The organism is Acinetobacter sp. CIP 102129 (assembly GCF_000368305.1).
GTDB lineage: Bacteria > Pseudomonadota > Gammaproteobacteria > Pseudomonadales > Moraxellaceae > Acinetobacter > Acinetobacter parvus.
Window position 1 is genome coordinate 728,927 of record NZ_KB849341.1, and the last position, 22,887, is coordinate 751,813.

At 43.8% G+C, this 22,887-nt stretch carries 20 protein-coding genes, 4 tRNA genes and 3 pseudogenes; 7 read left to right on the top strand and 20 right to left on the bottom strand.

The annotated features are described in order from the left end of the window. Positions 1–7 precede the first annotated feature (7 nt). Positions 8–685 (bottom strand): NuoB/complex I 20 kDa subunit family protein, encoded by a 678-nt coding sequence (locus tag F973_RS11525; protein WP_004675095.1) that lies wholly within the window; start codon positions 683–685, stop codon positions 8–10. Between the two features lie 6 nt (positions 686–691). Next, on the bottom strand, positions 692–1,243 hold the full coding sequence (gene ndhC / locus F973_RS11530; protein ID WP_004675096.1) for an NADH-quinone oxidoreductase subunit A: 552 nt from the start codon (positions 1,241–1,243) through the stop codon (positions 692–694). A 538-nt stretch (positions 1,244–1,781) separates the two neighbouring features. Here ndhC and F973_RS15500 point away from each other — a divergent pair. Both F973_RS15500 and F973_RS11540 read left to right on the top strand, forming a co-directional pair. Further along, a pseudogene (locus F973_RS15500) lies at positions 1,782–2,089 on the top strand (GGDEF domain-containing protein); the annotation flags it as partial. Between the two features lie 92 nt (positions 2,090–2,181). Then, positions 2,182–2,538, top strand: a complete 357-nt coding sequence (locus F973_RS11540) for a hypothetical protein (protein WP_004761912.1) — start codon at positions 2,182–2,184, stop codon at positions 2,536–2,538. 90 nt (positions 2,539–2,628) lie between these two features. Here F973_RS11540 and bfmS read toward each other — a convergent pair whose 3' ends face one another. Both bfmS and bfmR read right to left on the bottom strand, forming a co-directional pair. After that, complete coding sequence (bfmS, locus tag F973_RS11545; protein WP_004761914.1) at positions 2,629–4,278, bottom strand: sensor histidine kinase BfmS; 1,650 nt, start codon at positions 4,276–4,278, stop codon at positions 2,629–2,631. Between the two features lie 100 nt (positions 4,279–4,378). Then, positions 4,379–5,095, bottom strand: a complete 717-nt coding sequence (gene bfmR, locus F973_RS11550) for a response regulator transcription factor BfmR (RefSeq protein ID WP_004761915.1) — start codon at positions 5,093–5,095, stop codon at positions 4,379–4,381. 522 nt (positions 5,096–5,617) lie between these two features. Here bfmR and F973_RS11555 point away from each other — a divergent pair. The 4 genes from F973_RS11555 (at position 5,618) to F973_RS11565 (ending at position 10,454) form a co-directional block, all read left to right on the top strand. Then, complete coding sequence (locus tag F973_RS11555) at positions 5,618–8,440, top strand: ribonucleoside-diphosphate reductase subunit alpha (protein ID WP_004761916.1); 2,823 nt, start codon at positions 5,618–5,620, stop codon at positions 8,438–8,440. 71 nt (positions 8,441–8,511) lie between these two features. Beyond that, the gene (locus F973_RS14810; protein ID WP_004682965.1) at positions 8,512–8,640 is read left to right on the top strand and encodes a hypothetical protein; all 129 of its coding nucleotides are present in this window, start codon (positions 8,512–8,514) and stop codon (positions 8,638–8,640) included. Between the two features lie 24 nt (positions 8,641–8,664). After that, the gene (locus F973_RS11560; RefSeq protein ID WP_004682967.1) at positions 8,665–9,129 is read left to right on the top strand and encodes a hypothetical protein; all 465 of its coding nucleotides are present in this window, start codon (positions 8,665–8,667) and stop codon (positions 9,127–9,129) included. Between the two features lie 41 nt (positions 9,130–9,170). Beyond that, a complete protein-coding gene (locus tag F973_RS11565; RefSeq protein WP_004761917.1) occupies positions 9,171–10,454 on the top strand; it encodes a ribonucleotide-diphosphate reductase subunit beta in 1,284 nt (427 codons plus the stop codon). A gap of 453 nt (positions 10,455–10,907) precedes the next feature. On the opposite strand, the gene F973_RS11570 is transcribed toward F973_RS11565, so the two are convergent. The 14 genes and pseudogenes from F973_RS11570 to rpe all read right to left on the bottom strand — a co-directional run bounded on the left by F973_RS11570 (position 10,908) and on the right by rpe (position 20,315). After that, positions 10,908–10,984: transfer RNA gene (locus F973_RS11570), tRNA-Pro, on the bottom strand. Positions 10,985–10,988: 4 nt separating this feature from the next. Next, a tRNA-His gene (locus tag F973_RS11575) sits at positions 10,989–11,064 on the bottom strand. Between the two features lie 38 nt (positions 11,065–11,102). Further along, a tRNA-Arg gene (locus F973_RS11580) sits at positions 11,103–11,179 on the bottom strand. Between the two features lie 69 nt (positions 11,180–11,248). Then, positions 11,249–11,325: transfer RNA gene (locus tag F973_RS11585), tRNA-Pro, on the bottom strand. Between the two features lie 130 nt (positions 11,326–11,455). Next, a complete protein-coding gene (gene nadA / locus F973_RS11590) occupies positions 11,456–12,520 on the bottom strand; it encodes a quinolinate synthase NadA (protein WP_004761918.1) in 1,065 nt (354 codons plus the stop codon). Positions 12,521–12,662: 142 nt separating this feature from the next. After that, positions 12,663–13,895 carry a bifunctional glutamate N-acetyltransferase/amino-acid acetyltransferase ArgJ gene (gene argJ, locus F973_RS11595; protein WP_004761919.1) on the bottom strand — a complete coding sequence of 411 codons (1,233 nt, stop codon included), beginning with the start codon at positions 13,893–13,895 and terminating at the stop codon, positions 12,663–12,665. An 81-nt stretch (positions 13,896–13,976) separates the two neighbouring features. Next, positions 13,977–14,465 carry a methylated-DNA--[protein]-cysteine S-methyltransferase gene (locus F973_RS11600; RefSeq protein ID WP_004761920.1) on the bottom strand — a complete coding sequence of 163 codons (489 nt, stop codon included), beginning with the start codon at positions 14,463–14,465 and terminating at the stop codon, positions 13,977–13,979. A 62-nt stretch (positions 14,466–14,527) separates the two neighbouring features. Next, entirely contained in the window at positions 14,528–14,845 is a 318-nt protein-coding gene (locus F973_RS11605; protein WP_004761921.1) for a DMT family transporter, read from the bottom strand. A 167-nt stretch (positions 14,846–15,012) separates the two neighbouring features. Next, on the bottom strand, positions 15,013–15,558 hold the full coding sequence (locus F973_RS11610) for a hypothetical protein (RefSeq protein ID WP_004675120.1): 546 nt from the start codon (positions 15,556–15,558) through the stop codon (positions 15,013–15,015). Between the two features lies 1 nt (position 15,559). After that, a complete protein-coding gene (locus F973_RS11615) occupies positions 15,560–16,069 on the bottom strand; it encodes a hypothetical protein (protein WP_004761922.1) in 510 nt (169 codons plus the stop codon). An 82-nt stretch (positions 16,070–16,151) separates the two neighbouring features. After that, the gene (locus tag F973_RS11620; protein WP_004761924.1) at positions 16,152–17,033 is read right to left on the bottom strand and encodes a copper resistance protein B; all 882 of its coding nucleotides are present in this window, start codon (positions 17,031–17,033) and stop codon (positions 16,152–16,154) included. Next, positions 17,020–18,789 carry a copper resistance system multicopper oxidase gene (locus tag F973_RS11625; RefSeq protein ID WP_004761926.1) on the bottom strand — a complete coding sequence of 590 codons (1,770 nt, stop codon included), beginning with the start codon at positions 18,787–18,789 and terminating at the stop codon, positions 17,020–17,022. Before F973_RS11625 ends, F973_RS11620 begins: the two co-directional genes overlap by 14 nt. A 73-nt stretch (positions 18,790–18,862) precedes the next feature. Further along, positions 18,863–19,289, bottom strand: a pseudogene (locus tag F973_RS11630) (hypothetical protein). Between the two features lie 339 nt (positions 19,290–19,628). Beyond that, complete coding sequence (gene rpe, locus F973_RS11635) at positions 19,629–20,315, bottom strand: ribulose-phosphate 3-epimerase (RefSeq protein ID WP_004682983.1); 687 nt, start codon at positions 20,313–20,315, stop codon at positions 19,629–19,631. A 148-nt stretch (positions 20,316–20,463) separates the two neighbouring features. Between rpe and F973_RS15700 the strand changes: the two are divergent. Then, a pseudogene (locus tag F973_RS15700) lies at positions 20,464–20,565 on the top strand (hypothetical protein); the annotation flags it as partial. 11 nt (positions 20,566–20,576) lie between these two features. Here F973_RS15700 and fghA read toward each other — a convergent pair. Both fghA and F973_RS11645 read right to left on the bottom strand, forming a co-directional pair. Continuing rightward, positions 20,577–21,422, bottom strand: a complete 846-nt coding sequence (gene fghA / locus F973_RS11640; protein ID WP_004761928.1) for an S-formylglutathione hydrolase — start codon at positions 21,420–21,422, stop codon at positions 20,577–20,579. Then, positions 21,391–22,836: a C13 family peptidase gene (locus tag F973_RS11645; protein ID WP_004761930.1), complete on the bottom strand. Its 1,446-nt coding sequence runs from the start codon at positions 22,834–22,836 to the stop codon at positions 21,391–21,393. The genes fghA and F973_RS11645 overlap by 32 nt, the downstream gene beginning before the upstream one ends. Between the last annotated feature and the right edge of the window lie 51 nt (positions 22,837–22,887).

A 22,887-nucleotide genomic window follows, 5' to 3' on the forward strand; every position in this document is an offset into this window, starting at 1 on the left:
GTTCAAATTATTTAATTTCATCCATAGAGCGTAAGTTTTTCACCGCAATACGTTCCGCATTTTTACGATCGCGTTCTGGCATCATCTTTGGCTTATACACAGGCTGAAGATCATCACCAATCACCGCTGAAAGTGGCCGGCGCTCTAGTTGAATTTGGTCTTGAAGTAACATCAATGCTTGGATCAATGCTTCTGGACGAGGTGGGCAACCTGGGATGTACACATCAACAGGAATAATTTTATCGACACCTTGTACTACAGAATAGATGTCGTACATACCACCTGAGTTCGCACAGGCCCCCATAGAGATGACCCATTTAGGCTCAAGCATTTGTTCATACAAACGTTGAATTACAGGTGCCATTTTGACAAAACAGGTTCCTGCAACAATCATTAAATCTGCTTGACGCGGTGAAGCACGAATAACCTCAGCACCAAAACGAGACAAGTCATGTACACCAGTTAAAGTCGTCGCATATTCAACGTAGCAGCATGAAGTACCGAAGTTAAAAGGCCATAAAGAGTTTTTACGCCCCCAGTTCACTGCGGTATGCAACACATCTTCAAGACGTGTCATCATCACACTTTTATTCACTTCTTCCTCAAGAGGATCAGTTACGATTTGACGATCGTGTAATGGATACTGATCGGCATCTGGATTCGCACGGGTTAAAGTATATTTCATCCCGACTTACTCCTGTTTAAGTAATGATGTAGTCGGTGTTTTAGACTTAACACGACCAGAAGACTGTGCTGGAATATGACCAGTAGGATCGACAACAAGCTCTTCAATATTATTGAATCGAGTAATGTCAGCAATATTCATATTCGGTGAACCAATTTTTGTTGTCACACCAGCAGATTTACGACGATCTACAGGTGCCCAATTCAGCGCGCCTACAGAAATTGCATAAACCAAAGCGATCAAAAGATCCACAACAAAAATAACGACCGTGGTAAATCCAAACCAACCTACTTCACGAACTGATGTCGACCATGCGTAGAGGTAAAGAGCTTCCAAGTCAAAGACAACGAAGAAAATTGCAACTAAATAGAATTTGGCTGACAAGCGGATACGAGCACCACCCGCACCAACTACACCTGATTCAAACTGCTCTTGCTTCGCACGCCCCCATGCTTTACCCCCGAGGAGTAAGGGAACTGTAAGCATAAAAACGCAAAGAAATGTAACGCCGATCACGAAAGCGATAATCGCCCAATCGTATGGAGTAATGGCACTCATGCGGGGATAACTCCTGGCAGGCCTATTTTTAACAAAGAATGTATGTATTGGCCTTCAAATACACCAAACACAAAATTAATCCCGCCAATTGTACCTGATTTCTAATTTCGCATGCTAGTTGATGCGCTTTAGTCTTTCGGATGATTTTGTCCATAAATTTACACTTCTCTACCAGATCACTGCTAATTCACCCTTAAAAATCGAATTATCAAATCAAGTATTACATATCAATCATTTTTTTCTTTATCTGTACTCTAAAAACATTCGAATTCCATTCCCTATGCCCAAAAACATGGCAGCATGAACTAAATCATTGCATTGATACAAATTTATGGTGAAAATTTAAACAAATTTTATATAATAGTGCCACACCACACTTAACTTTTCTGGCTTCATTTAAACCTGCCAACTCGGTTTTGCTAGAGTTACTGAAGCGTCCTCCACAAACATGACGCCCCACCAGCTTTATCGGTGCGATTGTTGGCTAAGCGTACCCGCCTTTGCAGCGTTCAGGCAACGACTTAAAGCGTTTAAACCCCAAACCATTCAGGTACAGCTTAGACCGAATAACCTGCTCGGACGTTTGGGTGGCGAGGAGCTCACCATTTTTATGGCAGACACCAGCCTTAAGGCTGCCTACGCCTGTGCTGAACAGATTCGCCAACACAAGAGCCAAACCGCTATTTCAATTGATCAACAACGGCATTTTTCATCCAGCTCAGCATTGGCCTGTGTATTTGCATGCCTAAGAACCATCAAGCGATGAAGCATTTATTCAATCAAGCGGATGATGCACTTTATCAGGCAAAAAGACAGGGCCGAAATTGGGTGGTCATTTCGACATAATATGTTGCAATTCAGCAAAATACTTTAATTATCTTTATACACAGCCGACGCAATAGATGGGTATTCTAAAAGAAGCAAACAAGGAGAAAAATATGCATCTAGAATACACCCACGACTCGGATTATTTCTTTTTTTCACAACTACTGATGCGCCATATAGAAAGTTATGTTCGAAAACATCCAGATGCTGACAACGCGATTTTTGATTTAAGAGACATATACGAAGTATTTAGAGAGGATTTTGCGGCGACCACAACCAATCTAGAAAGTATTCTCAATATTGCCGATAGTTACAAGGTAGAAACCCTCAATGGAGATCAGGCACTCATCAAAAGCTATAAAATTGATATTAAGAACAATTCACTGTTGATTGACTTTAATACGGATGCGCTCAATGGTTTGCGCTCAGGACAGCCATTGATTGAACCTGATCCATCTGTGCATGAATAAAGAGTAAGTCAATCTATCCAAGTTTTAAGCCATACACTTTACCAAAGCCATAATGGCTTTGGTTTCTTATAAAATCCTAATGCCCGAAATCTAGATTTTATTTTTACCGCTTTGTTTATAACGTTTGGCTGGCCAGGTCATGACAAAACGCGCCCCACCCAAGTTTGGGCTTTGGTCAACCTGAATCTCACCACCAAACCAGTAGGCGATACGACTTACGATCGGAAGGCCTAAACCATAGCCACCCGATGCACGGGTACGGCTATCGTCCAGACGCGCAAACGCCTCAAAAATGCGAGAGCGCTCCTGCTCTGGAATCCCTAGACCATCATCCTCCACACACACATAAGCCTTGCCATCAGCACGCACACCACCACTGATACGCACCTTGTTGTCACAGTAGCGCACTGCATTGCCCACAAGGTTCTGTACCACACGGTGCAGGTAACGGCGCTCGGCATCAACACGCAATGTCAAAGGCGGCGCAATCAGTTCAATTTCTTTCTGGGTTTTGAGTGCCTCAGTCTCCATTACCACCTGATCCAGCACCTCGACCAACACAAGGTCTTCAAAATCAAGCGATGGTGTGCCCTGCTCCAGTTTGGCATAGGTCATGATCTCATCAATCAGGGTATTGAGCGCCTCAATATCCTTGTCAATCATCTCCACCTGCTGAATACGGTAACTGTAATCATCCTCTTCCGCCAGCATCTCCATACCAAAACGGATACGGGCCACAGGCGTTCTCAGCTCATGCGAAACCGCGCGCATCAATTCCCGCTGTGCCTCAATCAGGCGCTGGATATGGTCTGACATATTGTTATAACTTGATGCCAAATTTGCCATTTCATCTGTGCCTTCAATCGGAACACGTAATGACAGGTCACCCGATTTCATTTTATTCAGGGCATGACGAACCAGACGAATTTTCCGCTCAAGCGGTAGAATTAAACCGTAAACACCTAGACTTAATAAGAATAAGCTAAATAAGGTAATACCTGCTGAAAGCTGAAAAGGCATCCAATTGAACATGGGCACTGGGCCTAGAACCAATACCTGTGCAGGGTGGTTAGGCATTGGAGATACAATCGAGATGGTGGTGGTGCTACGCATGCTGACACTGTCTTTATACAGCAGCACGCTCTGGTCCTGACGCAAACGGCCAATCTGCTCAGGGTCGAGGTTAATGTCTCGGATATCGGCAATTTCAATGGGATAATAGAAGTGCTTTTTAATTTTTTCCAGATATTCGCGCTCTTGACCTGGATAAAAGCTCAGGTAGTCCAGCACAAAAATCGGCAGCGCTCTCATCTGCCGCTCCCTAATTTTATGCACCTTAATGTAGAGAAAATGCTTGGGATCGTCTTTCAGTCCAATAATCACATAACCGATGCCATTATTGGCATCATAACGAACCACAGACTTTTGTTCGGCAATCCGCTTTCGCTCGGTACGGGAAAGTTCCACCCGCGCCGCATCAACATAGTAGATCGGAAGCTCCAGCAAATCCGAAGCATCTGAAATCCAGTCCAGCTTTTGCTGTTTTTCTGGTTGGCGAGCCACGTCCTCACTGATGACATAGGAAATACCATCTGTCAGGGATTCACGATATTCCTGCGCCCGTTGGTAGTTGATGATCTGCACCAGCAAATAACAGAATACCGCCACCACAACGACCAAAACCACCAGTCCAGCATAAATACGCAAGAATATGCTGTTTTTCAGTACTCGACTTACCATAAAGAAAATAGCCCGAGTGAATTAATGCGCTGACTCAATATCAAAATGAATATTAGGCGAACACAGTTCGCCCCTACCCAAGTTTCAATGATGAATGGAATTACATACCATGGGTTTCCTTGACGAACAAATAACCCTTGCTACGAACGGTCTTGATACGCTTTGGATTTTCTGGATCATCACCAATTTTTGGACGGATACGGGAGATACGCACGTCAATTGAACGGTCCTGACCATCGTATTCAATGCCACGCAAACGCTCAAAGATATCTTCACGGGAAAGGATACGGCCCGCGTTTGAAGCCAGCAGCCACAACAGGTCATATTCCGCGCTAGTGAAATCAACCAACTCACCATTTAAAGTCACAGAACGGCCACCATTATCAATCACCAGACCATCAAATTCAATGCGCTGTGCGACTTCATCTTCAGTCACTTTGTCGGTACGGCGTAATAACGCACGAATACGCGCCAACAACACGCGCGGCTGCACAGGTTTTGCAACATAGTCATCTGCACCCATTTCCAGGCCCAGAACCTGATCCATATCTTCAGTACGTGCGGTCAGCATCAGGATCGGTTGATGATAGTGTGGACGCACTTCACGACAAACGGTTAGACCATCCGCCCCAGGCAACATCACATCCAATACCACTAAATCAGGCTGCTCACTGGTAATACGACGAATGGCACGATTACCATCAGTTTCAACCCCAACTTCCAAACCGTTACGGATTAAATACTCCTGGGTTAAGCGTGCTAAACGTTCGTCATCTTCAACGATCAAAATCTTTGGTAACTTTTCTTCTTGGCTCATTTATTTGCCCCTAATAATTTTACAGATACATTGGTTTATGATTTGCAATATACACACGTTTACATTGTAAACAAGTGGTCGTTCACCAAACTGATACACGTCCACCCAGTTTTGTTATATTTTTATTAATATGATGAATTTTAATGTCTTTTTCAGAATTGCATGCTTGTTATAAACAACATAGATATTGAGTATAAATTTTGTACCAGTATTAAACAATTTGTTTCTTTGCGCTTCCGAAATAATTTAAGTGTCTGTTTTTTGAGTTATCCACAAAGTTATCTATACGTCTTTTTAAAGTCCTTTGCTATGCTATGTGCCTGTGAATACAGCAGTTAAAACACGAAAAAAACTTTAGTAAAATGTCAAGATTGATCTGCTGTTAAAAATCCCGTATCTTGTGTTGAAAATAAACTTTAACCACTAAGTATTGTGTTTATCCCTCAAACATCGTGGCATATTTTGTGCACGGTTCAAACGGTCTATGAACATAAAAATAGATGATAATGGAGCTATGCTGACATGAGCATCATCACTTCCGCACCTGGCCAAATTCAGGTTATTAAGCGCACTGGAGAAATCGCGACATTTAATGCCGAGAAGATTTCTGTTGCGATTGGAAAAGCCTTTTTAGCTGTTGAAGGTCAGCAGGGAGCCGACTCAAGTCGTATCCATGACCGTATTGAGCAACTCACAGAAATGGTGCTGAATACCTTTAACCGCCGTTTACCGTCAGGCGGCACAATTCATATTGAAGAGATTCAGGATCAGGTTGAATTGGCGTTGATGCGCACAGGCGAGCAAAAGGTTGCACGTGCGTACGTGATTTACCGTGAACAGCGTGCCACCGCCCGTCAGCAGGCAGGTGCGAACCATCATCCTACCCTACAGATTACTGATGCCAATGGTCAGCTCCAGCCATTGGACCTGAGTGCGCTTACAGCCACCATTGAAACTGCAAGTGCGGGTCTTGAAGGGATTGATGTTCAGGCCATTGTCGATGAAACCGTTAAGAACCTCTATAACGGCGTAAAGGAAAGCGACATTGCTACCACCATGATGATGGCAACCCGTACCCGTATTGAACAGGAACCAAACTACACCTATGTGACTGCGCGTTTATTGTGTAATGAACTGGTGAGCACAGGTCTTGAGTTTTTAGGTTTAGCAACCGATACGCTGGAAAGCGATGCTTTAGAACCTTTCTTGAAGAAAGGGATCGAGCTTGATCTTTTATCTCCTGATCTTCTTAATTTTGACCTTGCTAAATTGTCAGCAGCGATTCAGCCAGAACGTTCAAACCAGTTTACCTATTTAGGTCTACAAACTTTATTCGATCGTTACTTCATTCATTCAAATGGCGTACGTTTTGAATTACCACAATTATTCTTTATGCGTGTGTCAATGGGTCTCGCACTCAATGAAGAAAATAAAGAAGAGCGTGCAATCGAGTTCTATAACTTATTATCTAGCTTCGATTACATGGCCTCTACGCCAACGCTATTTAACTCTGGCACATTACGCCCACAATTATCCAGCTGTTATTTAACAACAATTGGTGATGACCTATATGACATTTATGGTGCGATGCGTGACAACGCCATGCTGTCTAAATGGGCAGGCGGTTTAGGCAATGACTGGACACCTGTACGTGCCTTGAACTCTTATATCAAGGGTACAAATGGTAAGTCTCAGGGTGTTGTTCCATTCCTGAAAGTGGCGAATGATACCGCTGTTGCTGTGAATCAGGGTGGCAAGCGTAAAGGTGCGGTTTGTGCGTACTTAGAAACCTGGCACTTAGACATTGAAGAATTCCTTGAGCTGCGTAAAAACACAGGGGATGACCGCCGTCGTACTCACGACATGAACACAGCGAACTGGGTGCCTGACCTGTTCATGCAACGTGTGTTTGAAGATGCTGAATGGACACTGTTCACACCATCTGAAGTGCCAGACCTGCATGACCTGACTGGTGCTGAATTTGCTGAGCGCTACACACACTACGAAGCAGTAGCAAAAGAACAGAACTTGCTGCATAAGAAAGTACGTGCCAAAGACTTATGGCGCAAAATGCTTTCGATGTTATTTGAAACAGGCCATCCGTGGATCACATTCAAAGACGTATGTAACTTACGTTCACCACAACAACATGTTGGCGTGGTGCACTCATCAAACTTGTGTACTGAAATTACATTGAACACAAGCCAAGATGAAATCGCTGTTTGTAACTTGGGTTCGATTAACCTTGTACAACACGTTCAAGGTGGAGTGTTAGATCGTGAGAAATTAGCTCGCACGATTAAAACTGCGGTACGCATGCTCGATAACGTAATCGACATTAACTACTACGCTGTACCACAAGCGAAAAACTCGAATTTAAAGCATCGCCCTGTCGGTATGGGTATCATGGGCTTCCAGGATGCACTTTATGAAATGGGCATCGCCTACGGTTCAGATGAAGCGGTTGACTTTGCCGATGAATCTATGGAAGTGATCAGTTACTACGCAATTCAAACATCAAGCGATCTTGCGCTTGAGCGTGGTGCTTACTCAACATTTAAAGGTTCATTGTGGGATCAGGGCATCTTGCCAATTGATTCTTTAGACCTTGTTGGTAAAACTCGTCCTGAGCGTATGTTTGAGGTTGACCGTACCCAACGTCTGGACTGGAACACTTTACGTGCCAAAGTTCAAAAAGATGGTATGCGTAACTCAAATGTAATGGCGATTGCACCAACGGCAACCATTTCAAACATTTGTGGTGTGTCTCAGTCGATTGAGCCGACATTCCAAAACTTGTATGTGAAATCTAACCTTTCAGGTGAATTCACAGTAATCAACCCTTACCTTGTTCGTGCATTAAAAGAACGTGGTCTGTGGGATACTGTGATGGTGAATGACCTGAAACACTTCGAAGGTTCAGTACAAAAGATTGCCCGTATTCCTGAAGAATTGAAAGCAATCTTCGCAACTGCGTTTGAAGTAGATACACGTTGGATCGTTGATGCTGCATCACGCCGTCAAAAATGGATTGATCAGGCGCAATCGTTGAACTTGTATATTGCAGGTGCAAACGGTAAGAAACTCGACATCACCTATAAAATGGCATGGTTACGTGGTCTGAAAACGACTTATTACCTACGTGCATTGGGTGCGACTTCTGCAGAGAAATCGACCATTAACACAGGTGCATTGAACGCAGTAAAACCTGCAACTGTTACGGCAGCACCTGTAGCAACTCCTGCACCAGAGGCGGCAGCAGCTGTTGATGAAGATTTTGCTCAAGCAGCGCCAGTACCATTGGCGTGTTCAATTGACAATCCAGATTGTGAAGCTTGTCAGTAATTAGATCCTGGAAAAACCCTTCTTAAATAAAGTAGGGTTTATTTAAGATTTAAAGGAAAGAGGCAAAGATTATGTTGAATATTAGCCATAACTACATGTTAGGACTAGGTGTTTTAATCTTTGCCTTTATTTTCTTTTATGTACCAATGGTGTATGCATTTTTAGCCATTCGGAAACAGCAGCAAAAGCAAGGTCAATAAAGTGCTTTATTGGGAAGTAGAACTATGCTTCAAACTGATTTAGAACGATATGCTAATGCTCCTGCTGTTTTAGTACAGATTTATGTCGATCGGATAGTACTTCATTATCCATCTTCTACAGAATATCTAACTGAATGTGCACAGTTTTCACATCCACGTTCGTTATTAGGTGATTTTAGTATCGCTGAAACTACATTAACGCAGTTACTCAAACGTGGTGGTGGCGGTTTTAAGTATTTAGCTCCTTATATGTTTATTCAAGCAATGGAGCGAATGGAATTTGGTTTAACACAAGTAGAAATACGAGCATTACAAGAGCTAGGGCTAAGTAGCGGGGCAAGAGCGATTGCCATTTATGATGAAACAGGCAAATTATTAACGCCAAACTCACTTCCTGCAACTATCAATCTCAAACGTTTAGCGATGATGGGATTGATTATTACCCTTTTTGTTTTGCTGTGTTTCTTATGCGCCATTTTCATTTTTTAAAACTGCAATGTAAATAAATTAAGATTATAGTGAGATTAAATATGTCTATCCTAAGTTGGGACGATTTCGAAGATGATTCGCAAAAACCGACTACACCTGAACACAAGTCTGCGTCCCTCGAATCGCAAAAAACGGTTGATACGCAAGTGGTACCTGATGCAGAGCCATCATCGCCGCGCGTGGCAGTTGCACAACCCACTGGAACCAGTACCATCAGATCAACAAATCCAACCGATTCGCTGGCTAGAGCATCTGAAGCCCTAGAACATCTTGACGTTGCGCCAGGTCTGGAAGAACTGGAAATGGGCGCACAGCGTGTACAGGTTGATGACAAGGCCATGATCAACTGCCGTGCGGATTTAAACCAGCTTGTGCCATTCAAATATGAGTGGGCTTGGCAGAAATACTTGGACGGGTGTGCCAACCACTGGATGCCTCAAGAAGTGAACATGAACCACGATATCGCACTTTGGAAGTCTGAAAATGGCTTGACCGAAGATGAGCGTACGATTGTTATGCGTTCTTTAGGTTTCTTCTCAACAGCAGATTCATTGGTTGCGAACAACTTAGTTTTGGCGATTTATCGTCATATTACAAATCCTGAATGCCGCCAATACATTTTGCGTCAAGCATTTGAAGAAGCGATTCATACCCATGCCTACCAATACTGTATCGAATCTTTAGGTATGGACGAAGGTGAAGTCTTCAACATGTATCGTGAGATTCCAAGTGTTGCACGTAAAGCATCATGGGGCTTGAAATATACACAGTCATTGACTGATCCTAATTTCCACACAGGCACACCTGAAAACGACCAGCGTTTATTGCGTAACCTGATCGCATTCTACTGCGTGCTTGAAGGGATCTTCTTCTACTGTGGTTTCAGTCAAATCTTGTCTATGGGTCGTCGTAATAAAATGAATGGTGTTGCTGAGCAATTCCAATATATTTTACGTGATGAATCTATGCACTTGAACTTTGGTATCGACATGATTAACCAAATCAAGATTGAAAACCCAAGCTTGTGGACTGCTGAATTCCAAGAAGAAATCATTCAAATGATTCTTGAAGGAACAATGCTTGAGATCGAATATGCACGTGACACTATGCCACGTGGTGTATTGGGTATGAATGCTGCAATGATGGAAGAATATTTAAAATTCATCTGTAACCGTCGTTTAGCTCAGTTAGGTTTACCTGAACAGTTTGCTGGTGTGAATAACCCGTTCCAGTGGATGTCTGAAATGATGGACTTGCGTAAAGAGAAGAATTTCTTTGAAACGCGGGTAACGGATTATCAGACTGGTGGTGCGTTAAGCTGGTAAGTTTAATCTACACCACGCGACACATGAGTTGTCATTGATAAGAAAACCGCCATTAGTGGCGGTTTTCTTGTTTAATAAACACAAGTGTATTGTAAGCATCCACTGAACCCCATGCCTATTTTTTAATTTTGGTCGGATTCAAGCAAAATATCACCATCAATTCCTATTGAGTTTTCTGCCATTTTTCTTAGTCTGCTTGAAGCCTCATGGCAATCACCGAATAACTCATAAACTCAAACTTCACGACACCTCTCCCAAACTTTCCACTACACCAAACTTGTCATGCTCTGCGATGTATAGCTAAATTCTAAAAATATTAGTACATGGAAACATCTGTAAAACCTGATTTCCTATGGTTTTAGGTGTAATGATAAATTACGTATTCAGCTATAATAAAATTCAGACGTAAAAAAACCGCTTTATTAGCGGTATTTTATCTCATCTCTAGGATGATGGTCGGAGCAGTAGGATTCGAACCTACGACCCCCTGGTCCCAAACCAGGTGCACTACCAGGCTGTGCTATGCTCCGAATGTGGGGTGAATGACGGGATTCGAACCCGCGACAACTGGAATCACAATCCAGGGCTCTACCAACTGAGCTACATCCACCATAACATATTTTTGATTCTATATACCAAGCTGCCAAATGGCGCGCCTGACAGGATTCGAACCTGTGACCATCCGCTTAGAAGGCGGATGCTCTATCCAACTGAGCTACAGGCGCATAACGATGATAATATTATCAAGCGATACTTCGCCGATATTAAAATAATGTTTTTCAACATCTTTTAAATGGTCGGAGCAGTAGGATTCGAACCTACGACCCCCTGGTCCCAAACCAGGTGCACTACCAGGCTGTGCTATGCTCCGATTTCTCAGCTTTTATTGTATCGCACATCGTGCGGTACGGTGTGCATTCTAGGCTTGACGTTGCATCGCGTCAACACCTAGTTTTAAAAAAAATGATTTTTCCTTATCAAATGTATATTTAACAAGCATTTTAACGCTTTAGCGAAGCGCTAAAGTTCAACATTCGATCTAAAGGTAATTTGGCACGTTCAGCCAGGGCTGGATCAACGTGTATTTCCTGATCACCATGCTGTAACACATGCAAAATCCCATCCAGTTCGTTCATTGCCATCCACGGACAATGTGCACATGAACGGCAGGTTGCACCCTCGCCTGCGGTCGGTGCTTCAAATAATTCCTTATCAGGTGCGGCCTGCTGCATTTTATAGAAAATGCCACGGTCAGTTGCCACGATCATTTGTTTATGTGGAAGTGTCTGCGCAGCCTTGATCAATTGCGAGGTACTCCCAACAGCATCGGCAATTTCCACCACCGATTCAGGTGATTCAGGATGAACCAATACCGCTGCATCTGGATAGAGCGCTTTCATTTGCGCAATACCACGGGCACGAAATTCTTCATGCACGATACATGCACCATCCCACAACAACATTTCAGCGCCTGTTTTCTTTTGAATATAGCGACCTAAATGTTGATCAGGTGCCCAAATAATTTTTTCGCCCAAGCTATCTAAATGCTCAATGATCTCAACCGCGCAGCTTGAAGTCACCACCCAATCGGCACGTGCTTTTACAGCCGCCGAGGTATTGGCATACACCACCACGGTATGATCAGGATGCTGATCACAGAACGCTGAAAACTCATCTACAGGACAACCCAAATCAAGTGAACAAGTTGCTTCTAAAGTTGGCATCAACACTGTTTTTTCTGGTGATAAAATTTTAGAGGTTTCGCCCATAAACTTTACGCCTGCCACCACAAGGGTTGTTGCAGGATGATCACGACCAAAGCGCGCCATTTCTAATGAGTCAGAAACACAGCCACCTGTCAGTTCGGCAAGCTCTTGCACTTCAGGATCACAGTAATAGTGTGCCACCAACACAGCATTGCGTTTTTTAAGCTCTGCTGCAATCTGGGCAAACTTCTGTTGTTTCACTTCTGGGCTAAGACTGTTGTCTTTTGGTTCACCCAAACGATCTAAATGCGCCTGCACAATATTTTTGGCTTCGTTCGCAATTAAATTCGTATCATTCATAAAACGTCTTCTCTATCCTGCGCGCCTGCATTACTGCAAACTTATAACGTGGGTCTATGCTGATCTTTCAGGATCAAGCATATTGTCCACAAATGGATGATATAAAAAAAGCCCCACTGTGGAGCTTTATTATACCGCATATTTACGAGCGATAATCGGCATTAATTTTTACATAGTCGTAAGAAAAATCACACGTATACACGGTGTCTTTGGCTGTACCACGACCAAGGTCTATACGGATGGTAATTTCTTTCTCAGCCATCACAGCAGCGCCAGCTTCTTCAGTATAGTCAGGGTTGGCACCACCATCTAAGCAGATTTGTACATCACCCAGCCAGACCTGTACCTTGCTGCTGTCCAGATTCGGTACACCTGCCTTACCAATTGCCATCACAATACGGCCCCAGTTTGGATCGGAGGCAAATAATGCGGTTTTGATCAATGGTGACTCAGCCACACTATAGGCAACATCACAACATTCCTGAGTATTTGCCCCACCCTCAACCTGAACGGTAATGAACTTGGTCGCACCCTCACCATCACGGACAATCAACTGCGCCAGACGATTCATAATACGGGCAAGCACATCCAGCACCTGTTGGTAACGTGGATCATCCTGAGTGGCAATTTCCGCGCCGCCTGCTAATCCAGTTGCGACAAAAATACAGGAGTCATTGGTGGAGGTATCACCATCAATGGTAATGCGGTTAAATGAATGTTCAACTGTGGTTTGAAGTAGGCTTTGCACCAATTCACGGCTAATCGGCGCATCGGTCGCCACAAAACTCAGCATAGTCGCCATGTTCGGGCGAATCATGCCTGCACCTTTACTAATCCCTGTCATGGTATAGCTCACACCATCCAGCTCAAACTGTTCAGATGCACCTTTTGGTGTAGTGTCTGTGGTCATAATGCCTGATGCGGCATCAGCCCAGCGATCCGCATTTAAGTCATTCAATGCAGGCTGAATGCCTTGCAGCAAACGTTCGATTGGAAGTTGCTCACCAATTACACCTGTTGAAAATGGCAGGATTTGACTGCTTTTCACACCTGTCAGTTCAGCCAGTTGGGCACAGGTTGCCTCCGCATTTTTATAACCGATTTTACCTGTGGCGGCATTGGCATTGCCTGTATTAATAATCAGATAGCGTGGCTGCTGTTGTGAAGTACTTTCAGCGAGATGCTTTTTACTGAGTAGAACAGGTGCAGCGGCAAATGCGCTTTGGGTAAACACACCCGCAACATTTGAACCCTCGGCAAATTCAAAAATGACCAGATCGCGTCGGTTTGGATAACGTACATACGCCTCAGTTGAGCCAATTTTTACACCCTGCACCACATGCATGAGTGGCATCGTTACGTCACCAACAGCCATTTTTAAATACCCATTCAACTTGTTATGAAAGACTTAAGCTTATTCCAAAAGGCAATTAAAATCGAGTATCAGCGATACAGTTTATTGAATTTGACCCTGTTCCAAACTCAATAAAATCTGCTTCTTATCCAGACCACCTGCAAAACCCACCAAAGCCCCACCAGAACCAATCACGCGATGGCATGGTGCAATAATTGAAATTGGATTTCTACCATTGGCGGCACCGACCGCACGCACTGCCTTTTCATTGCCAATCTGGAGCGCAATATCTTTATAACTGCGTGTTTCTCCGTAAGGAATGGTCAATAAAGCTCGCCATACCTGTTGCTGAAAATCCGTGCCCTGAAAATCCAGTGGCAGATTAAACTGCTGGCGTTGTCCTGCAAAGTATTGTTCTAGTTGTTGTTTCACTTTTAGCAGCATCGGATGCTGGATATTCTCAATCAGTTCCGCCAAGCGTACCCGTTTATGGTCTTCATTGTCCCACATCACGGCAACCAAAGCCTGATCATGAGCAACCAGTTTTAATGCGCCTACAGGAGATTCCATATACATATAAACCAGTTGCATCAAAAATCTCCTTTACGCTACTTCAATCGTAGCCCCTCTTTGATAAAGAGGGGGAATTTTTCTTAATTCGATGAAAGCTTCATCAACACCAAACCCGACACAATCAAGACGGCTGCGATCATACGCATTGCGGTCATGGGTTCATTCAGCACCATAATGCCCAAAATAAAGGAACCCATCGCGCCAATGCCTGTCCATACGGTATAGGCTGTTCCCAAAGGAAGTGTACGCATTGATATGGAGAGCAAAACCACACTTAAAATCATAAAAACAATCGTGACCACACTTGGGGTGAGACGGGTGAAGCCCTCAGACATTTTCATTGAGTATGCCCAAATGATTTCAAAAATGCCTGCCAGAATTAAAATTGCCCATGCCATTTTTACATTCATCTTGTTTAATGGTTGGGTCGTCCCAACGTGATTCCTTTACGGAGAGGTCGTCCTCCCAGCTTCAGGAGTTTACTTTAAAATGGGCAGTTATGTGAATTGTTATGTACCTATATTACCTAAGCTTTTGAAAAGCATAGACTGTTATTCTATATATTCTATTGCCAAATGATGCTGTCCACACGCATCAATTCACAGGCACCATTACCTGTATCCTCACGGGACAAGGAACTTTTCCAGCGCCATCCATCGGGTGCCTGAATTTCGATTAATGCACCCTTGAGGTAGACCAAATCATCCTTTTTAATTTTCTTCATTTGCGATGCGACATAGGCATCTGCTGGAACCAAATGCATGTTGGCACTGTGTGTTTCAATTTCCCTAAACGAAATCGTTGGTTCATGATCAACACGCCAGTGATACCAACGGTTACTCTGGGAAATGTCAATTTGCTTATACACCTGTGGATTTGCCATTTTCCCCCAGCCTACAGCAATGTCCATAGGGGAAAATTCTGCTTCACGGCCTAGATTGTAGTCTTCCCGTCCCAATACACGAAATGAACCCTCATAGTTTTCCAGTGCCATCACCTGTACACCTTGCTGGGTCGTAATTTGACTCACATTTGGAGCGGGTTTAAGCAGATTGGTCCAGACCAGCCATGCCAAAGCCAGTCCCAGCAAGCCATACATCCATCTTGGCATATTATTGATCCTTTTTACCTTGTAATACCTTGATCCATTGCCTAAGTTTTTCTAAAGCGGCATACAAAAATTGCTGAATAGGATTGAGCTGGTTTTCTGTAAAGGTCTTGTTCTGACTGGATGAATCTGTCTTTTCCTGCTTATTAAATGTACTGATTTCCACAGGCTCATAATGTGACAAGGTTTGTTGTAGTTCAGCCCCCAGACTCAAGCGTTGCAAGGCGGCGGTAACCTCATCAATCGCTAGATGATGGTAGAGGGTTAAATGACGTGCATCCAGGTCAATACTATGCTCAACCAATAAATCCACAAATGGAACTAATGCCTTGCGTACACGTGTTGCTTCCACAACACTGCTCATATGGGGAATATAGTAAAAACTGACATTCATGCTGCCATTTACTGTAATAAATCCTGGTTGAGACTGGAAAGAAGCCTGAGACTTTTCGCCTGAATGCGTCCTTTGATTTGCATGTTGTGTTATTTGCTGCTCTTGTTGTTCTAAAGCCATTTATGCACCATGAATGACTCAAAAAAGATACTGCCAGTATAAACCAACAGTATCTCAGCGAAATGACATTTTAGACAGAGTATCAGAACTTTAACGTAAGCCCCACAGCATATAGCCCGCCTTGCTCATACCCTGAAGCCATTTGCCATGCAGTTTGCTTTTTACCTTTATGATAGGCATAAGCAAGGTCAATAAATGGCATGATTTTTTTATTGATTTCATAGCGAATCTGCACGCCTGTTTGCAGTTTGGACACACCTGATTTTTGTGCATATCTTGATTGATCATTTAAAACCAGATCCGCATTGAAATAAGGCTGTGCAATCAATTTCTGGGTAAACAGTACATCACGGCTGGTTTCCAGACTGAACTGCCAGCGCTGATCCTGCCCTGCATAGAGATAAGCTTCGGTTTCAAAGAAATAGGGAGCCAAACCATGTACGCCGACTACGGCGCTCCACTGGCTTTTATCCTGTTGCTGTTCAGGTTGATATTGATGGCGAGCACCCACCTGTACATCCCAAAAGTCAGCAATACTACGGCTATATAAAGCCATTGCATCGGTTTTTGTCTGCTGGGATTCTGCCTTTTCCACATGCGCCTTGATGAAAATCTTGTTTTCATCTGTGCCTATCCAAGTTTTCAGTTTACTGCTGGCACTGCCCTGACCATGATCATCCACTGTCCACGCATTCTCCAGACTGGTGGCCTGATACATCTGCCCACCATGTTCACGGTGATGATTATGCGGTGTATGGTCAAGCTCTGCCCTTACAGGAACACTTTGATGTTGATGATGCTGCATCGCTGATGATGCATCCATTTGCATAACGGGTTGTTCATCTGTCATGTGATTATGTTCTTCATCTGCATAAGTCACGGCACTCAGGCAGCACATCATTCCACCCATCAGCAATAAGGTTACATGGGGTTTCATTTCAGGGGTTAGCTTAATGATGTGCATGGCTTTCTCCCTGAGCTGACTGGACAGGTACGTTATTTTTAATCGGCGCTTTCGAGCCATCAACATTTGCTACGATCAGCTTGCTCATCATGCCTGCACTCATGTGGTATAGCAGGTGGCAATGAATTGCCCATTCACCCACCTCATCCGCAGTCAGCATCGCAGTCACTGTTTTGCCTGGTGGTACAATTATAGTGTGCTTGTTTGGTATGTCCTGTGCAGACTGGCCATTTTCCAGTTGCATAAACATGCCATGCAGATGCATCGGATGCGCCATCATGCTGTTATTGACAAATTTCAGGCGGATACGCTCACCAAAGCGCACCGTTAAGGGCTCAAAGTCCTTGTCACTGAACTTCTTGCCATCAATCGTCCAGATATAGCGCTCCATGGTGCCCCCTAAACGGATCACCAACTCTCTTTCAGCAGCACGGGTATCAAGTTGGGGCGTTAATGATTTCAGATCGGCATACTGCAACGCTTTATGTCCTGCTGGTGTGGAGGCATTGGCCCAGCCCTGTACAGTATCAGGCTGATCTTTTTCAAAAGATGCCATAGTTTGATGCTGGCTATGCTCAGACATTGCCGATGCTGACATCTGCATCTGGTCATGTGAATGATGTTGCATGTTCATTTGCTGATGTGAGCCATGATCCATTTTGCCCATATCCATTTGTCCATGTCCCATATCATCCATGGTCAATAGTGCACGCGGACGGGCTTTCGGCATTTCAAGCTTTTGCTGTTTTGGAAACATTTCCTTTTGCAGTGATGCAATCGCAAAACCAGCACGGTCTATGGACTCTGCCTGAAGTTGATAATATGCCCGCATTGGCTCCACTATCACATCATAGGTTTCTGCCGCACCAATCCGAAATTCATCCACTGGTACAGGTTGCACAGGCTGACCATCAGCACTCAGCACCGTCATTTTTAAATCTGGAATACGTACATCAAAAAAAGACATGGCTGAAGCATTGATAAAACGCAGGCGGACTTTCTCACCTGTTTTAAATGTACCTGTCCAGTTCTGCTCTGGTGTCTGACCATTGACTAAAAAGCTATAACCCGTAACATCAGACAAATCGGTTTTAAGCATCCGCATCTGGTTCCACATTGCACGGTCTTGCCAGCTTGCCTTTAAACCTTGCTGTTTGACCTGTTTCCAGACATCGCCTACTGTTTCACGCTGATTCTGATAATACTCGGCGGACTTTTTCAGGTTTGCCATGATCTGGGCACTATCGGATTCATGAAAATCCGACAGCATCACCACATAATCACGTTCAGCTTTTTCATGTGTGGCAACAGGCTGTTTTCCTTTTGGATAAATCACCAGCGGACCATATAAACCGTCCTGTTCCTGCCCTTTACTATGGGCGTGATACCAGTAAGTTCCGTTTTGGCGCACCTTGAAACGATAGGTAAAATCACCCTTTGGCTGAATACCCTGAAAGCCATTAAAACCAGGTACACCATCCATCAATCCAGGTAACAACAGCCCATGCCAATGCAGGGAGGTGTCCTGATCCTTGAGTTGGTTATGCACATGGATGACCGCCTCGTCACCCTCTTCAAACTCCAGAAGCGGAGCAATAAACTTGCCATTAACTGTCATTCGTTTAACAGGTTTCCCTGTTAAGTTGACCATGCCCTGACTGATATTCAGGTGATATTCCTTGATTGCAGCCCAACTATCAGGGGCAAGCAATAGGCTCAAACTGGCAACAACGCCAGCATATAATTTTGAAGACATAAAATAATCCCAATCTGTTAAATATCGGCTAGCCCCTCTTTAAAAGAGAGGAATTTCAACGGAATTTAATAGATCAGGTTCTAGGAGGGCGTAAAATTTCCTGCCAATAGCCAGCAAGATGTCGAGCCTGATAATCGGTATGTTGATAGGAATTAGGCTCTAAAAAAGGTGAGGAGGATAAACTGGGTGCCTGCTGATCAAGTGCAAGATTGACTGCCTGACAATGTGAGGGACTATTGCAGTCCTGACAATGCTGATCACTATGCATTTTTTCCATCATGACATTTTGTCAAACTGGTCGTATCAACATGCGACCCAGACATATGATGAGGTTGATCCAGCATAGGTTGCTCATGGCAAGGCATTGTTTGAGCGGTTGCATAAGATTTTTGAGGAGATTGAATTGCCTGAACTGCTGCAACAGCCACACCACTCCCCCCGATGAAGAATATCATCAGGAATACAAACCACAGATGTTTGTATTTTTGGCGCAGTTGCACGTTAGATTCCCTGTTTCAATGATCAAACTAAGTCAATATACTTAGCATAATTTCTTTCATACTTATACACAATCAGCTTCATGTTTCAATTCTGATCATTTAGAGTCAGTTTAAAGAAACCTGCTGATTTATCATTTAATTTCCAAACAAATAAAAAATGGATAAAAATAAAGCAAAATAAATAAGTTGGCGCATAAAAAAGGACAGATATTTGTCCTTTTTCCATTATTTTGCTGTGAATATAAACAACTGAAATCACTTTGTTTATTTTAACAACAGTTTATCCACTTGCTTATCAACACGGTTATCCACCCAGTTATAAACAAAGTTATCCACATCTTAAATCTCTACCTGATTCACTTTTGCCAACTCCGCCCGCATCTGATCAATCACTGTTTTATAATCTGGTTGACCAAAAATCGCTGAGCCAGCCACAAACATATCCGCACCCGCTGCTGCAATCTCAGCAATATTTGCTGGACCAACCCCACCGTCCACTTCCAGACGAATATCACGACCGCTGGCATCAATAATCTGACGTGCCTGACGTAATTTTTCCAAAGTCATTGGAATGAATTTCTGTCCACCAAAGCCAGGGTTTACACTCATCAACAGGATTTGATCCACTTTATCAAGCACATAATCCAGATAGTGCAACGGCGTGGCTGGGTTAAATACCAAGCCAGCTTTTGCTCCACCCGATTTGATCAATTGTAGCGAGCGATCAATATGGTCTGATGCTTCTGGGTGAAAGGTAATAATGTCGGCACCTGCCTCCAGAAAATCGCCAATCATACGGTCCACAGGCGAAACCATCAAATGCACGTCAATCGGTGCCTTGATACCATAGTTTTTCAGTGCCTTGCATATACCCGCACCAAAGGTCAGGTTCGGTACATAGTGGTTATCCATCACATCAAAATGCACAACATCTGCGCCTGCCGCCAACACTTTTTCCACCTCTTCACCCAAACGTGCAAAATCAGCAGATAAAATTGACGGTGCAATTAAATAGGGCTTGGACATGGATAACCTGACGAATACTGAGAAAATGATGGGTAAATTATAGCAAATTCATAACACTTCCGTCTGTAGTTAGCCTGCTGGCATTGCAAACTTGCAACAGCCCGTTTCATGAGAACTATTTTCATTTACAATTAAAAACCAGCAGGAAGATGTTGCCCATTTGGAGCAGGTGGTACTTGCTCATTTAAACCGTATGGCTCAACAAGAATTTTTAGTTGAATGGCAACATCATTTAAAGAAGCTCATATGAACTTCCAGTATTTAGCTTAATGCCTTTTCTAACTGAATGGCATGAAACTGTAGGTGGTCATCAATAAAACTTTGAATAAAGTAATAGCCATGATCATAACCTTTGTGCAGGCGTAGGGTGAGAGGCTGACCAGCATCGAGACAGGCCTGCTTAAATTTCTCAGGATTCAACTGCGCATAGAACTGGTCATCCAGTCCCTGATCAATCAGGATTTCCTCAAAAACTCCACCCTTTTGCTGGACCAAAGCAGTCGCATCGTGTGCTAACCACTGTTGTTGATCAGTACCTAAATATTGGCTAAATGCCTTTTCTCCCCAAGGGCAGAGACTTGGTGCACAAATGGGCGCAAAGGCTGAAACCGACTTAAATTGCTCAGGATATTTAAATGCCAGCGTCAATGCACCATGCCCACCCATTGAATGACCAAAGATTCCAACTTGATTTTCAATCACTGGAAACTCCTGCAATATGTGCGCATACAACTCATCAACAATATAGGATTCCATTTGATAATGTTCAGCCCACGGTTGCTGTATCGCATTCATGTAGAAACCTGCACCCTGCCCAATGTCCCAATGATCTCCTTGCGCCACATCCTCTCCACGCGGTGAGGTATCTGGTGTAATTAAAATCAGGCTTAAACGTGCAGCCATACGTTGTGCATGTGCCTTGATTGCAAAGGTCTCTTCAGTACAGGTCAAGCCAGCAAGATAGAATAATACTGAACATGGCTTACCCTCTAAAGCGGCTGGTGGCAGATAAACCCCAACCTTGCTCAGCCCTTTGAGATGCTGGGAATCAATCTGGTAAATCCGTTGCTCACCCTCAAAACAACGATTTTTTTGCAGTAGTTGCATGTTTGTTATCCTGTGTTTTTGTAGTATCTGTTGTTGTCATATTTTGTGTAGGGAACAAATAAGGCTCCAGTTGTGGCAGCATTAATTCCATATTACGCCCAATTGACCATTGCGGTTCTGATGGTTCAAAGCCCTGCGCAGTTTCCCATTTGGTCACTGTTTGTCTGGCCTGCTCAAATGCCTGCTTGATTGAAGACTGCTCACGCATTGCCAGATCAAAAAATGCCCGACCAAAATAGGTATAGTCGGCCTCACTATTACAGCCAAATGAGGTTTTATCTGCTGCTGATGCGGTAATGATCAATGTTTCAGGTGACTGCAAGGCAGGAATAAAGCTGCCCGAATAACAGGCCGAAATCACGATCACACGCCAGCGAATTCCAGACTTATCCAGTGTTTCACGCAGCCATTTCGGGTCAACCTGCCCAAGCTCTAGCGGCGCATTTTCAATTTCAAAATGATTCCGTTCGCCGTGTGAAGTCATATACAGGAATAGCACATCACTATCACGGTTCATTTGCTGGCCAATACGGCGCAAAGCCAGTTCCATACTGGTTTTAGAGGCAATTGGCACCTCCAGACGTGTGGCAGGGTTATTGATCAACATCAGCGAACGGCCAAAGGTTCCAAAACGGGTATCAAACTGCTCTTTTATCCGTTCAATTTCCGACTTGAACACATCAGCATAACTATCTCCCGCCACGCCCATAAAATACCAGTGGCTTTGGGCGATATCGCCATATTGTATCTGTTCCAGTGCCGTCTCAAGCAAATGGCCCTGCGCATAAAATGCCTCTTCACTGAAACTTGGCGGTGTTTGCTCCACTTTCCAGACTGGCTGGTCCTTAACAGATAATTGCCATACCACCATTGTGGCAATGGTTGCCACAATCACCAGCACACGCTCCCACCACGGCCATTTTAATGCACGGGAAAAAACCCAGATGACTGCCAGACTCTGCCAGACAAACAAGCCAACAAAAAATGGGGGTAAAAAACCATTATAAATACTGTCAGGGATAAAGTTCAGGTAACCGTTTGATCCAAGATACTGAATCAGGCATTGTAACAAGAGGATATTGGTATCAAGCACCAACCACAGCAATGCAGGCACCAGCATCAGGCGAGGCTGGTTCATGCGCTGGGAAAGGAAAATACCGACAATTAAGGCAATAAATGGCCACAGTGCATATCCAATCAACCCCTGTGGATTAAAGTCCCCCATTTGCCCAGCAACCAGCCAGCCATAAAGCGAGTTGGTACATCCACCCAGAATTCCCCACAGAATCAGTTGGGTGATGGAGGGATGCACAATCTGCAAGGAACGGCGTGACCCCAGAAACAGCCACATTCCAGCAATTTGGTTACTTTTAAAATCGTGCCAGATATTAATGGAGGGCTTGAGGTCTATCATAAAATTCTTTGGGTATTTCTCTTTTCAAGACTAAACTGAAAATCTACTTTT